Genomic DNA, 12,968 nt, shown 5'->3' on the forward strand with positions numbered 1-12,968 from the left:
CGCCGGGTGGACGCAATCAGCCCCGGTTGGCAGGGGGTGTGAGCCCTGTCGCAGGCCGTGCGCTTCATCCCGGTCGACTCACCGGTCCCGCCACCGACGGAGGCGCGGGTGACTCAGCCGGGCTCGCCTGTGCTGATGGATGGGCTGGCGGTCATGGTGGTGACTGCTTCGGCGGCGGTGGCATGGACCGGCAGGACTGCGTCGACACCGGTGAGGACGAGCATTCGCATCAGGCGGTCGGGGACGTTGACGAGTCTGAGTGCACCGCCCACCGCCTGGGCGGCGTGCCAGAGGCCGATGAGCGCGCTCAGACCGGCGGAATCGCAAAAGCCGACCTGTGACAGGTCCAGAACCAGGTGCGGACATCCTTGCTCGAGGATTTCCGAGGCTTCGTGGCGCAGGGTGTCCGCGGTGCGCGTGTCCACGTCGCCGAGGACCGTGGCGATCGCGAGGTCGGGACGGGGGTGCTGGACGGTCAGCTGCAGCGTGTCGGGCACGTCGGTCATCACTCCTGGCCGAAGTGTTCGGGCGTGGCGGCGGTGTGGGCGGTGGCGGCGATACTGCCGTCGGGTGTGGTGTGAGGGTGAGGGACGGACAGGGCCAGCAGGGCCACGTCGTCGCCGGCTCCGTCGGGCAGCGAGGCCAGCAGGGTGATGCTGTCGTCGACCAGGGAGGTGGCGGTGACGGGCCCGGTGCGCTGGTGGAGGAAGCCGGTCAGGCCGTCCTCACCGAGGATGGCGCCTTCGGTGGTGCGGGCTTCGATCAGCCCGTCGGTGTAGAGGAACAGGCTCTCCCCGGCCGTTAGGGAGAAGGTGGTCTGGGCGAAGGGCGCCTGAGGAAAGGCGCCGACGAGCATGCCGCCCTTGGGGCGTACGGCCCGCACCCAGACGGCGTCGCTGTCGTCGGGGCGGACGTGGTAGGCCGGCGGGTGACCGCCGGTAGCGACGGTGACGGTGAAGCCGCCGTCCTCCCGGGACGCCAGGAGACCGAAGAGGACGGTGCAAAAGCGGCGGCCGGCGGTGACGTCGGCGAGCAGCATGGTGTTGAGCGCGCTCAGCACGGTGACGGGGTCGGCGTTGACCTGGGCCGCGGCGCGCAGGGTGTGGCGGGCCAGGGCGGTGACGGTCGCCGCCTCGGGCCCTTTGCCACACACGTCACCGAGGAAGAACGCCCACCGGCCGCCGTCGAGGGGGAAGACGTCGTAGAAGTCGCCGCCCACGTCGTGGGCGGAGGCGGTGCGATAGTGGCAGGCCAGTTCCAGGCCCGGCACCACGGGAAGGGCCGGGGGCAGCAGGGTGCGCTGAAGGGTGGAGGCGAACGCGGCGATGGCAGCCTTGTCCCGCTCAGCCTTCTCCCGCGCCGCCCGTTCCGCCTCGGCCCGCGCCCGTTCCGCCTCGGCGTGCCGCCGTTCCGCCTCCCGGCGGGCCTGCTCGTCGCGCAGGGCCCGCAGCGCAGACAGCCGCAACTCCATCTCGTCCAGTACGATCGCGGCGAGATCGGCCAGGGTGGCGGTGTCCTCCTCGGTGATCGAGCGCGGCCGGGTGTCGAGGACGTTGACCGTGCCCAGCCGGTGCCCCTCCGGGGTGATGATCGGTGCGGCAGCGTAGAAGCGCACTCCCATCTCTCCGGCGACCAGCGGATTGTCCACCGCGACGGGGTCCTGGAGAGTGTCGGGGATGACCATCGTGTCATCGCGCAGGATCGCCGAGCCGCACAGGCCCGGATCACGGCCGATCTCCGCGACACCCTCCAGGCCGTGGGCGGCCTTGAACCAGATGCGGTCGGTGTCGACGATGGTGACGGTCGCCACCGGTACGTCGAAAAGCCGGGCGGCCATCGCCGCCACCCGGTCGAACGCCCCGTCGGGCGGAGTGTCGAGGATGTCGTAGCGGCGCACCGCCGCGATACGGGCCGCCTCCACATCCGGGTCAGGGACCAGCTCGGGGCGGCGCCCGGGAGCCGGGTCGGTGGCCGACGCCTGCTGCATCATCGGCTTTCCTCTCCGTCGATGGGCTGCCGCCGTGAACGGCATGAACCCGCGCAGCCTAAATCGACCACACACCCGAACACCAATGCCAGCCACGGCCTGCCTGGCGAGGTGATCCGCCCGACCCCCACGGAGCGGTCGGCACGAGGCGCTTCCGCCGCACCCTGGCCTGGCACATCGCCCGCCGTCCGGGCGGGCTCGTCGCCTTGGCCATCCAGTACGGACACCTGCGCACCGCGCTGCTGTCCGAGGGGTATGCCGCGCGCAGCCGCGAGGGCATCCATGAGCTGATCGACAGCGATACCGTCCGCGCCGTGGCCGACATCGTCGGCGACCTCAAACGACGATACTTGATGAGGTCCGGCTGTCAGCCGGCAAGCCCGGCGTTGACGATCGCCTTGATGTACGGGAGGTCATTGCCGGTCCCCCTCGGGTTCGGGGAGTACACCACGCGGTGTCGGAGGTCGCGGGTAGCGAAGAACCCGTTGTCCCAGCCGGGGCGGGAACCGGTCTTGCCCCACGTGTACTCGCCGCTTGGGAGCTGGTAGCGCAGGAGTCCGCCGATGCTGTAGCAGGCCGCCTGACCGACGCAGTTGGTGTTGTCGGCTGCGCTCTTCAGGTTCGGTACCTCGAATACCAGCCCCTGCTGGGCGGGTGGGAGCAGGCTGCTGGAACAGTGCGGTGATGAAGCTGTCCAGGTCGGCGGCGGTGGAGATATGCCTCCCTCGGCCCACGGGTACGGGCTCTGCAGGCCGCTCGTGTGGTCGAGGAGCTGGCGCACGGTGACGCGGTTGTACGCCTCGGGCAGCACTTGGGGGACGTACCTTCGCGCCGGTGTGTCCAGGCCGATCCGGTGCTCGGCGACGAGTTGGAGAACCACCGTGTTGGTGAACGCTTTGGTGACACTGCCGATCCGGGCATAGGCTTCAGCGGTGACCGGGCCGGCGGTGGCGCGCACGCCGTCCCGTCTGATCAGCGCGCCCGCAACGACGTCGTCGGGCAGGTGGTCGAGGATGTCCTGAACCGTGAGGTTCGCGGACGCCGGGGCGCTGGAAGCCGGCGTGGCGGCGGCGGTGGGCAGGGTCACGCCGCGGCGGTGAGAGCGGTGGCCAGGGCGAGGGCGGTGACGGCAAGACGGATGCGCATCGAAGCTTCTTCTCCACGGCGATGATGGGACTTCTTGACAACGCCAACTCTGCTGCGTGCAGTCGCCGTCGCCCCATCCGTTCGCCGGGTTGGACAGGCTGCGGTTGCGAGGGGGCGCCCGCTGGGGAGGCAGGCCGCCCCCAGTCGCAGCCTGACCCAGCCCGGCGAAACCCATGCGGTCACAGCACTAGCTTCGGCTGCGGATCATCGCCATCAGCAACCCGTGGGTCTCGTCATCGGCGGCGACCACAAGCCCGCGGCCTGCCTCGCCGATCGGGGCACCGTCGATCCCGGTGACAGTACAGCCGGCAGCCCGGCACAAAGCGATGCCGGCCGCGAAGTGCACGCTCCTGGAGAGGTCGCCGCCATCGGTGACATACGCAGCGCGCCTGCCGGCAGCGACCCACGCAAGCGCCAGCGTCGTGGACACGACGCGCGGCCGGAACCGCTCGACGAATGCAGGGTGGGCCAGCAGATCCACGGCCCGGAATCCCGGCGCACTGGGGAACGGCGGATCCAGGTTCACGTCCACCAGCCGGGAGGCGGGCGTGGGCGTCAGCGGTGCGTCGTCGGCCCCGTCATGCCGCTCCCAGGCCGTCTCCCCGTCGGTGAAGAAGACCTCGCCGCCGAACGGGTCGGCCACCGCCGCCGCTCCGCCGCGCAGCGCCACGTTGACGGCCACCAGCATGTTGCCGACGGCGTAGTTCAGCGTGCCGCACAAGGGATCCACCAGCCACTGGCGCACAGCGTCGGCGTCGCCGTGCTGCCCGCCTTCCTCGCCGAGCACCGCGTCATCGGGCCGTGCGGCACGGATGACCCCGATGATCGTTTTCTCCGCCTCCACATCGGCAGCGGTAGCAAAGTCCCCGGCACCCTTGTCGATGCGGTTGAGGCGCTGGCCGTACATGTTGCGTACCATGTCCGCGCCAGCCTGCGCCCCGGCTGTCGCGACTGCAGCATCGTCGGAACTCGCGTATGAGTTGATCACGCCGTGCAGACTAGCGAGGCGAAGCCACCGTCCTCGGCGAACCCTCCCGGTCAGAGCACCAGTGCCGTATCAGGCAACGTCCGCCCTGTTGACCACCTTGCGCAGCCGTTCGTCGGTGGCGTGCTTATTGCGCCAGATGATGTAGCGGCGGATCATGCTGCCCTGTTCCTTGTGACTCTGGTGGTCGGTACCGTCGAGGGCGAAGTAGCGCAGCGCGGTGAACCGGGCCTCGATCCTGTTCAACCACGAGCTGTTCGTCGGCGTGTTGGCGAGCTCGACGTTGTTCGCCGCGGCCCAGTCGCCGACTCGGGTGTCCTTCTTCGTGGTCAGGTGCGGCGAGAAGTTGTCGAGCACGATCGCGATGCGGATCTCCGGCGGGTAGAGGGTGCGCAGGTAGCGGCAGAATTCCAGGAACCTCGTGCGGTTCTTCGTCGGCTTGATGTGGCCGTAGAGCTTGTCCTGGCACAGGTCGTAGGCGGCGAACAGGCGCCTGACCCCGTGCGGGCGGGTGTAGGTGGCCCGCCGGCGGGGCCTGGGCTCCCGGTCCGGATCCTTGTGGCGACCGCCGCGCTCGGCCCACTGTCGGCCGGGGTGGGGCTGGAGGTTGAGTGGCCCGAACTCGTCAAGGCAAAAACGACTTCGGGCTCACCGTCCTCGGGTATGACCTCGCCGTCGACGATCGCGTAGAGGTGCTCGACGCGGGCTTTCTTGGCGGCGTAGTCGGGGTCGCGGGAGGTCTTCCAGGTCTTCACGCGTTGAAACGACACGCCCTCCTCCCGGAGCAAGACCCGAAGGCCCTCGTGGCTGATGTCGTCGACCACCCCCTCGGTGACCAGGAAGTCGGCCAGCTTAGCCAGGCTCCAGGTCGAGAACGGCAGGCCGTGCTCGGTCGGCCTGGACTTGGCGATCTTCTTGGTCTCGCGCCGCTCGGGCAGGGGTGAAGGCCCTGGGTCGGCCGCCCCGGTACTTCGGGTAGAGCGCCTCGAAGCCGTCGGCGTTGAAGTTGTGGATCACGTCCCGGCCCCGGTCCGCGCTGGTGAACGTCACCTCGGCGATCTTCGCCAGGGGCATGCCCTGCGCGGACAGCAGCACCATCTGGGCTCGCCGCCAGGTCACCACCGACCCCGTGCCTCTACGGATGATCCGCAGCAGGCGCTGCCCCTCGCCGTCATCGGTCTCGCAGACGCGTACTTGTTCTGCCACCCAGACAGCTTGACGACACCGCGCCGTCCGTTCCAGCATCCGAACGGCGGGACACACAACGGGGCGAAGGCTGCCTGACGCGGCACTAGCGCACGGCATACGCATGAATGCGTATGCCGTGCGCACTGCGCCAGGTTCCGGCCCTACAGGGCCACGTTCGCGCTCTCGTTCCCGTTCTCCGTGGCCCATTCGACCAGCTCGATGGGGACCCCGTTGGGGTCGGCGACCATGAACAGTCGCTCGCCCCACGGCTCCTCGCGCGGCTCCAGGGTGATGGTGACCCCTTCGGCGCGCAGTCGCTCGTACTCCTTGTGCAGGTCGCTCACGACGAAGGCGAGGATCACCCCGTCCGCGGGCCGGTCGCGGAAGCCCTCGGGGAGCAGTTCGAGACCGCGCCGGTGGAAGACCACGTTGGGCGCGTCGGGGTGGCCGAGGGAGGCGAAGCCGTCGGCGGCCATGGCCTCGGTGTAGCCGAAGTGCCTGGTCAGGAACAAAGCGGAGGCGGGAACATCGTCGACGGTCAGGCATATGGCGGTGTCGGTGATCTGCACGAAACTCCTCGCTGGGGCGGCTCTCGAGCTTTCTCTATACATTGTACTCTATACGTCGTACAGAGTTGTGGCGCACCACATTTCCGGAGGGCTGGAGGAGCTGTGACGAAGAACCGCAGCGGGGGTGGGGACCCCGTTCGCACGCTGGAGTTGCTGTGGCGCGCGGGCGGCGCGCCGGAGCCGCCGACCGGGCGGCGCGGCCCCCGCCAAGGGCTGACCGTCGACGCGGTGGTCGATGCGGCGGTCGAACTGGCCGACGCGGAAGGCCTGGACGCCCTGACCATGCGCGCCCTGGCCCAGCGGCTCGGGGTGACGCCGATGACCGTGTACACGTACGTCCCGGGCAAGGCCGAGCTGCTCGACCTCATGCTGGACGAGGTGTACGGGCGGATGGAGCTGACGCCGTTCGGCCCGGACGAACCGTGGCGGGACCGGGTCACCCGGGTAGCCGAGGACAACCGGGATCTCCTGGTGCGCCACCCGTGGATCGCCGAGATGTCCGTCACCCGCCCGCCCCTGGGCCCCGGCGTGATCGGCAAGTACGAGCACGAGCTGGCGGCCTTCGAGGGCATCGGCCTGCCCGACGCCGAACAGGACGCCGCCCTCACCCACCTACTGGGCTTCGTCCACTCCACCGCCCGGGCGGCTGCCGACGCGGCCGAGCTGAACAGCCGGCAGAGCGACAACGACTGGTGGGCCGAGGCCGGGCCGCTACTCGCCCAGGTGATCGACGTCGACCGCTATCCGCTCGCCGGGCGGGTTGGCGAGGCCGCCGGCGCCTACAACCCGGACGTGGTGTGGGCCTTCGGGCTCCAGTGCGTGCTGGAAGGGCTGGAACGGTGGGCCGAGAGGCAAGCGGGTGGGGCGGGACGGCGTTAGGGCGCAGGAAAGGCGGCCGCTGGGTCAGTGGTACCCGGTGGTGTGCGCCGGGCAGCAACGCGCCGCCCGGATCAGCATCCGAACGTCGCGTCACAACAGGGCAAACGTTGCCTGATACGGCACTAGCCCGTATCACGGGTGAACCGCGGTGAGGTTTGGGCGTCATCTCCGGTCGCTACGATGCGCGCCGGGGTCGCGCCCCAGGGGGGCGCGGGAACGCTTCCTGAGGGGGATCACCTGTGTTCGTGCTGTCCATCGTGCTGCTCATAGCGGCCGTTGTCCTCTTTCTCGTCGGCCGGCACCGGGAGGTGACGGGCTGGAAGCTCGGGGCGGCGCTCAGCGGCGTGGCGGGGCTGCTGGCGGCGACGTTCTCCTGTGTGCATGTCGTGAGTGCCTACGAGGTCGGCGTCCCGGTGACCTTCGGGAAGATCGGTACGCCGCTGACGTCCGGCGTGCACTTCAAGTCGCCGTTCACCGACGTCACGTCTTTCTCGACTCGCCCGGTCGATCTCGATCTCAACGGCAAGGACGTCGTCGAGGTCCGCTCCTCGCAGGGCGGTGTGCTGTACGCCGACGTCACCATCAAGTGGGCCGTGGTGCCGGCGAAGGCGGTTGAACTGTACCGGCTGGCGGGCAGCGAGGAGGCCGTCGAGCAGCGACTGGTGCTGCCCGATGCCCGCGAGATCATCCGCAACGTCTTCGCCAAGCACACCAGCGAGGAGGGGTACGCCTCCTCGCGCGAGCAGATCGGCTCCGAGATCGCCGGCCTCGTCAAGGAGCGTCTGGCGCCGCGCGGGATCGACGTCACCACCGTCAACCTGCGCAATGTGCGGCCGTCGGACAGGCTGCAGGACCAGATCGACAAGAAGATCCAGCAGGAGCAGGCCACCGAGCGGGCCACGGAGGCGGCTCGTACGGCGAAGGCGGAAGCGGGACGCAAGCGGATCGAGGCGGAGGGCATCGCCGCCGCCAACAAGATCATGGAACGCTCGCTCAGCGACAAGGTGCTGTACAACCAGTGCCTGGAGGCATACAAGGAGGCCGCCAAGGCCAACCCGGTCTACGCGGTCCCCTGCGGCACGGACGCCAACGGCACACCGGTGATCGTGGACAGCGGCAAGAGGTGACACTAGGCGTCGAGAGAAAGTCCGGCCGCTGCTCCCGCGTGGCGGGGCATGCGGCTGTTCGACCTCTTCTCGCACGTCCAGAGCGGTGTGGCGCTCCTTCCATGATGGATATCGCGCTGATCACCGTCGGGTAGATGTACCGCTACCTGCGCCACGTCGTTGTCCGTGACTGCCGCCGGCCGGTCCGCACGACTCTGGTCTAGGCTGGAAGCGACTGGGGTCCCGGTCGGGCGAGGATGGGCCGGGGCCTTCCTTGCCGTCCTCGGCCTGCCGCAATACCGTCCTAACACCCGCCAAACACCAGGCCGTCGCCGGTCACCTCGCCCGTCTGGAAGGGCCCTGACTGGTTCTGGGTCTCCCAGCTCCGGGCATGGCTCAGGCGCGCTAAAAAACGTGCCACATGTGGCACACTCCTGGGCCTCTTCCAGGGGGTAGGTCGTAAACGGGAGGCCCTGTCCTGCAATGTCCGCGGTGGGCGGAGGCGCAGGACAGGGCCGGGTGCAGCGTCTGTACGACGTGCCGCCTCAGTGTGGCTCATGGCCCCGTAGGCCGGGTGTACTTCACGTCCGCAGCCCCGGGGACAGCCGGGAATGAAGAGAAGGAACTGCCCGCTGGCCTGCTGGACACCCACCCGGCGCTGCGCGCGCTGGCCTGCCTGCTCGACTACGCAGCCGGCCACGCTACCAAGGAGGGGACGATGCCCCGCGACGTCCTGCGCCCGTAGGCGTCCTGGCCGCCCGTGGCGGCGACGAGGCGGTCGCCGCGATCGGCGCACATCTGCCGTTACGACGCCTTGGTCGACCTCGGCTCCGAGCTGGAGCGCCGCATCGCCCTCGACGGCGACCTCGACGGTGTGCCGCGGTCGATGGTCGTGATCGACCGGGCCGACGCCACCCTGCGGCACCTCGCCCGCTACTGGGCAACGTTCCGGCAGGAGGGCGACCCGAAGTGGTCCCCGGCCATCGCCGTCCTCGAGGCCGTTCTGTACTAGGTGAATCCGGATGTTGCCACGGTCGGGGTCCTTCCTGCCGACTGTCGTCGGAGTGCATGAAGCCGAGCACGGCGACGGCGATCTCACGGACGGCGCGTTCGCCGCCTTACGCCCTGGCGACTGCCAACTTGTCCGGAGGGCCGATGCCCGGTCAGGTGGCAGTAGGCGACCGGTTCCCGGGCCGGTGCAGACGGTCGGTGAGGAAGGCGAGGATCTCGTCGCGGGCCCGGACCGTGGGGTGGCCGGCCCTGTCGACGAGATGGGCGGTGACGACGCTGTGCGGGGTGCCGACCAGGTCGGCGAAGAAGGGTGGCGGGGCCGGGTTGGCGGCAGTGTCCGGCAGGACGCGCCCGTCGAAGGCGTCGCCGAGCAGCGCGCGGTAGGCGGCGAAGCGTTGCCCCGTGCACCAGCGGTCGCCCTCGAAGCGGTAGGCGAGGACGGTGAGTCCGTCGCGGTGGAGCCGGTCGCGCACCGCGACGGCGTCCGCCGCGTCGAGTTCGAGCCCGCCGGGGTCATCGAGAGGCAACGACGGGTGGTTGACCACCGGGGCGATCACCGCCGGCTCCAGAGCCATGGTGAGGGCGAAGTTGCCGGTGAAGCACAGGCCGATCGCGCCCACTCCCGGCCCACCGCAAGCGGTGTGGGCCTGGCGCGCCAGGCCGCGCAGCCAGACCGTCACCGGGCTGGTGCCGCCCCCGGTGAAGGCGCGGAATTCCGCGCTGGCACAGGCGCGGCGGACGACCTCCCGACCGCCCTCGACCGTGGGGAAGGCGCCGTCCGTGCCGAACAGGGAGGGCACATGCACGGTGAAGCCCGCGTCACGCACCCAGCGCGCGAGTCGTAGGACGTCGGGACTGATGCCTGGCATCTCGGGCAGCACCACGACCGCAGGTCCGGTCCCGGCCACGTACACCGTCTTCTCCACCCCCTCTGCGGTCACGCTCCGGCGGGTGAAGTCGGTGATCGGATCGTCGTCGCTCATGAGGCCAGCCTGGTCCTGCGACGGCCGCCGGGTGAGGGGCGGAATCGCCAAGGTCGAGGGTAATCTCGCCACACGTGTGGGAGGTGAGCGGTATGCGGTGGACGACCGGGGCCGGGGGCATCAGGAGGATGCGGCGGCGATGACCGAGGCGGCACGGCAGGGGGATGACGGTGGGAGTTCCGGCGCCGGACCGGGTGCCCTTCGGGTCGGGGTCCTGGCGTACCCGGGCTGCTTCGCATCCGAAGTGTTCGGCGTTCCCGACCTGTTGACGATGGCCGGGCATGTCGCAGGACCGGACGCGGCCGGCTACTCGGTGTCGGTCGTCTCGCCTCGCAGCCGGGTCACCGCATCGAGCGGCGCGAGCCTGGACGTGCGTCCCCTACGCGAGGTCGACGTCCTTGTGGTCCCCGGCTTCGAACTACGCCCGGACGCGGACCTAGACGCCCGGCTCGCTCGGCTCGCCCCCGAGATCGCGGCGATCCGCGCGCAGGCCGCCGCCGGCACCGCCGTGGTCTCCCTATGCGTCGGCGCGTTCCTGCTCGCCGAGGCCAGGCTTCTGGACCGGCGCCGGGCCACCACCTCCTGGCTTCATGCCGACGAGCTGGCCAGGCGTTGCCCGGACGCCGACGTGCGGCCCGAATATCTGGTCGTCACCGACACGGGGGTGACGACCACGGCCGCCTTCAGCGCCATGTACGACTTCGCGCTGGACCTGATCCGCCGCCACCACGGTGCCCGGGTGGCCCGCACCACCGCACGGTTGACGCTCGTTGACGACGCGCGGACCTTTCAGACCCCGTACGTCGACCCGCGGCTCCTCCCGCAGCTTGGCCGAGAGTTCTCCCAGCAGGTCATGCGCCGGCTCGACCAGAACCTCGCCGAGCGGTATGACCTCGCCGCGCTCGCGGACGCCTTCCGGGTCAGCACCCGCACGTTGCTGCGCCGCTTCGCCGCAGAGACCGGACGAAGCCCGCTGGCCCATCTGCAGGCCTCCCGGGTCCGCCGTGCCCGTCATCTTCTGGAGACCACCGACCGCACGGTCGCCGCCGTCGCTGCGGCCGTCGGCTACCAGGACCCCGGCACCTTCGCCGCCCTCTTCGCCCGCCACACCGGTCACCGCCCGAGCGCCTACCGGGCCGCCTTCAGTCGCACGCGATGATCCCGCTGCGCGTCGACGAAATTGAAGACGTCACTGCCCGGCTGCGTGCCCACGGTGCCGAACGGGTCGGCGAGTTGGTACGAGGGGCAGATGTCGACTCGAGGGAAGCCGCATCCCGGAAGAAGCGCTGCTCACCTTTCGCAGGGGCGACGACTTACTGCTGACGAGCGCGAAAGAACGCGAGGCCTACGCCAACGACCTTGGCGACGACCGCGCCCTGACCGCGGTGTCGGCTGCCTCGAACCGGTCCAAGGCCGACCTGGGCGCCGCGACGGAGCCGGTGACGGCGCCGACGATGGCCTCGGTGGTGACCCGCACCTTGTACTTCCGCCCCAACCGAGCGCCCCGACCTGGGGCCCGTCCAGCCGCTTCAAGCACAACCCCTCCAGCCCGGCCGCCGTCCACTCCAGCCAGCCTTGCGCCACAAACGGGTCGGTGGTCGAGGGGCACAGCGCCAACGGCGCCTCCAGGCCGTAGTCCGTGAAGAGCGCCTCAAGTGCTGCGCGCCGCCGCTCGTACGGCCATCCAGGCAGGTCCGCCCCGGCGTAAACCAGGTCGAAGATCACGTAGTGCGCCGGCCACTGGCGCGCCGCCTCGGCCGCACCCGACCCGCGCCGCGCGAGCCGCTGCTGAAGCCGCTCGAACGCCAGCCGGTCCCGCTCCCACACCACCAGTTCGCCGTCCAACCCGATGTCCGTCGGCAGCTGTGAGAGGGCCGCCGCGCGGTTCTCGGGGAACGACGCCGTCATGTCCGTGCCCTGCCCGGAACGCAGCAGTACGCGACCGCCCGCGCAGGCCGCGAGTTGGGCGCGGTAGCCGTCCCACTTCGGCTCTGCCGCGCATCCCGCGGGCAGCTTCGGGCTATCCACGCCCACGGTCAGCATCGGCTCGGGCAGGGGCCATGTCATGGAACAAGCCTTCCATCACACCTTGCCGACGCCCCGGAAGAAATTGCCGTCAATCCGCTTCTGCCCAAGCCTCGCATGGTGTGGAGGCGCCCAGCTGTCACACCGAGCCGTGCATCGACGGTGCGGGGGTTGATGTCCAGGCGCTTCGCGAGTGTGGTGGCGGGCCATCCGGCACGTGCCAGGTCGGCCAGCAGCCGGGACGCTTCCCTCGAGTCGGTCAGGCCGGGGGCGCCGGAGTCGCGGCGGCCGGGGAGCGGCCCGGGCCGTGGGGCCTTGTGCCGGGGTCCGCAGCACGCGGCGGAGCAGGGGCACGGACAGGCCAGCCCGGTCGGCGATGTCCGGCGCGGACATGCCCTGCCCGCGCAACCGCTGAGGGGTTGCACAGCGGCCGGCGCTGGTGGGCCAGGCGGGGTCAGCGCATCTCGAAGTCGTCGTAGTGGAAGCCGGGCGCGACGATGCATGACACCAGCACGGGTTCGTCGCCCTGGCACTGGGCGGTCTGCCATGCGCCGGCCGGCACGAGGTACTGGGGCCGCTGCCCGCGTTCGACAGCGGGTCCCAGGAGCACCGTCCCCGCCGGGGCAGGGTCCGGGTCGGGGCCGTGGCCGCCGAGTCGGAGACTCAGGGTGTGGCCGCGGTGCCACAGCCACATCTCGTCCGACCGGACCCGGTGCCAGCGTGAGACCTCACCGGGATGGAGCAGGTAGTAGATGCCCGTCGCGCAGGGGCGTACGGCGCGGCGGCCGTCCGCGAAAGTCTGCGTTTCGGTCTGCCAGGTCCGGCGGAACCAGCCGCCTTCCGGGTGCGGCTCGAGTCCCAACTGCGCCACCAACGGGGAGATCACGCTCATGCGATCAGCCTGCCCTAATTTTCTGGCCAACGCGTCCGGTCGGGCGTAGACACTCAGACTGTGCGGCCCGGGGAGCCGGAAGCTATGCCCACTCCACGCCCAGCTTCCGTAGGGCATCTGTCAGGAGCGGTTGGTGTGATCAGAAGTGGGTGGGTTGGCCTGGGCTGATCAAGTTGGTGTGGAGGCGCGGTGAGGCG

At 70.2% G+C, this 12,968-nt stretch carries 12 protein-coding genes and 3 pseudogenes; 6 read left to right on the forward strand and 9 right to left on the reverse strand.

The features are described from left to right. Window positions 1-113 precede the first annotated feature (113 nt). The 6 genes and pseudogenes from IG05_RS0101120 to IG05_RS0101145 form a co-directional block, all read right to left on the reverse strand. A complete protein-coding gene (locus IG05_RS0101120) occupies window positions 114-506 on the reverse strand; it encodes an STAS domain-containing protein (RefSeq protein ID WP_030338405.1) in 393 nt (130 codons plus the stop codon). Further along, window positions 506-1,990, reverse strand: coding sequence for a PP2C family protein-serine/threonine phosphatase (locus IG05_RS0101125; RefSeq protein WP_030338407.1), 1,485 nt, complete (start codon window positions 1,988-1,990; stop codon window positions 506-508). The genes IG05_RS0101120 and IG05_RS0101125 overlap by 1 nt, the downstream gene beginning before the upstream one ends. A gap of 364 nt (window positions 1,991-2,354) precedes the next feature. Then, window positions 2,355-3,074, reverse strand: a complete 720-nt coding sequence (locus IG05_RS41755; RefSeq protein WP_234335713.1) for a serine hydrolase domain-containing protein — start codon at window positions 3,072-3,074, stop codon at window positions 2,355-2,357. Window positions 3,075-3,320: 246 nt separating this feature from the next. Further along, a complete protein-coding gene (locus tag IG05_RS0101135; RefSeq protein WP_030338408.1) occupies window positions 3,321-4,121 on the reverse strand; it encodes an inositol monophosphatase family protein in 801 nt (266 codons plus the stop codon). A gap of 69 nt (window positions 4,122-4,190) precedes the next feature. Next, a pseudogene (locus tag IG05_RS50180) lies at window positions 4,191-5,324 on the reverse strand (IS630 family transposase). Window positions 5,325-5,467: 143 nt separating this feature from the next. Beyond that, window positions 5,468-5,875: a VOC family protein gene (locus tag IG05_RS0101145; RefSeq protein WP_030338410.1), complete on the reverse strand. Its 408-nt coding sequence runs from the start codon at window positions 5,873-5,875 to the stop codon at window positions 5,468-5,470. 102 nt (window positions 5,876-5,977) lie between these two features. Here IG05_RS0101145 and IG05_RS0101150 point away from each other — a divergent pair, with 102 nt between their 5' ends. The 4 genes from IG05_RS0101150 (at window position 5,978) to IG05_RS0101165 (ending at window position 8,872) form a co-directional block, all read left to right on the forward strand. Continuing rightward, on the forward strand, window positions 5,978-6,754 hold the full coding sequence (locus IG05_RS0101150; RefSeq protein ID WP_037812572.1) for a TetR/AcrR family transcriptional regulator: 777 nt from the start codon (window positions 5,978-5,980) through the stop codon (window positions 6,752-6,754). Between the two features lie 245 nt (window positions 6,755-6,999). Then, complete coding sequence (locus tag IG05_RS0101155) at window positions 7,000-7,881, forward strand: prohibitin family protein (RefSeq protein ID WP_234335715.1); 882 nt, start codon at window positions 7,000-7,002, stop codon at window positions 7,879-7,881. A gap of 553 nt (window positions 7,882-8,434) precedes the next feature. Beyond that, window positions 8,435-8,605, forward strand: a complete 171-nt coding sequence (locus tag IG05_RS46535) for a hypothetical protein (protein ID WP_234335716.1) — start codon at window positions 8,435-8,437, stop codon at window positions 8,603-8,605. A gap of 15 nt (window positions 8,606-8,620) precedes the next feature. Next, a complete protein-coding gene (locus IG05_RS0101165; protein ID WP_158838704.1) occupies window positions 8,621-8,872 on the forward strand; it encodes a hypothetical protein in 252 nt (83 codons plus the stop codon). Window positions 8,873-9,023: 151 nt separating this feature from the next. On the opposite strand, the gene IG05_RS0101170 is transcribed toward IG05_RS0101165, so the two are convergent. Next, complete coding sequence (locus IG05_RS0101170; protein ID WP_037812575.1) at window positions 9,024-9,854, reverse strand: dienelactone hydrolase family protein; 831 nt, start codon at window positions 9,852-9,854, stop codon at window positions 9,024-9,026. Window positions 9,855-10,125: 271 nt separating this feature from the next. Between IG05_RS0101170 and IG05_RS0101175 the strand changes: the two genes are divergently transcribed. Further along, window positions 10,126-11,013, forward strand: a complete 888-nt coding sequence (locus IG05_RS0101175) for a GlxA family transcriptional regulator (RefSeq protein WP_234335717.1) — start codon at window positions 10,126-10,128, stop codon at window positions 11,011-11,013. A gap of 166 nt (window positions 11,014-11,179) precedes the next feature. Beyond that, window positions 11,180-11,287, forward strand: a pseudogene (locus IG05_RS48890) (HNH endonuclease); the annotation flags it as partial. 142 nt (window positions 11,288-11,429) lie between these two features. Here the strand turns inward: IG05_RS48890 and IG05_RS48895 are convergent. Together IG05_RS48895 and IG05_RS0101185 are read right to left on the reverse strand one after the other, a co-directional pair. Beyond that, window positions 11,430-11,921: pseudogene (locus tag IG05_RS48895) on the reverse strand (ATP-dependent DNA ligase); the annotation flags it as partial. A 412-nt stretch (window positions 11,922-12,333) separates the two neighbouring features. Continuing rightward, window positions 12,334-12,771, reverse strand: a complete 438-nt coding sequence (locus tag IG05_RS0101185) for a cupin domain-containing protein (RefSeq protein WP_030338416.1) — start codon at window positions 12,769-12,771, stop codon at window positions 12,334-12,336. Window positions 12,772-12,968 lie beyond the last annotated feature (197 nt).

Source organism: Streptomyces sp. NRRL S-1022 (genome assembly GCF_000720135.1).
Taxonomy (GTDB): Bacteria; Actinomycetota; Actinomycetes; order Streptomycetales; family Streptomycetaceae; genus Streptomyces.

Bases quoted from the DNA above. Each gene is read 5' to 3' on its own strand.
- IG05_RS0101120 (WP_030338405.1), bottom strand. From the start codon at position 506: ATGACCGACGTGCCCGACACGCTGCAGCTGACCGTCCAGCACCCCCGT.
- IG05_RS0101125 (WP_030338407.1), bottom strand. From the start codon at position 1,990: ATGATGCAGCAGGCGTCGGCCACCGACCCGGCTCCCGGGCGCCGCCCC.
- IG05_RS0101170 (WP_037812575.1), bottom strand. From the start codon at position 9,854: ATGAGCGACGACGATCCGATCACCGACTTCACCCGCCGGAGCGTGACC.
- IG05_RS0101175 (WP_234335717.1), top strand. From the start codon at position 10,126: ATGGCCGGGCATGTCGCAGGACCGGACGCGGCCGGCTACTCGGTGTCG.
- IG05_RS0101185 (WP_030338416.1), bottom strand. From the start codon at position 12,771: ATGAGCGTGATCTCCCCGTTGGTGGCGCAGTTGGGACTCGAGCCGCAC.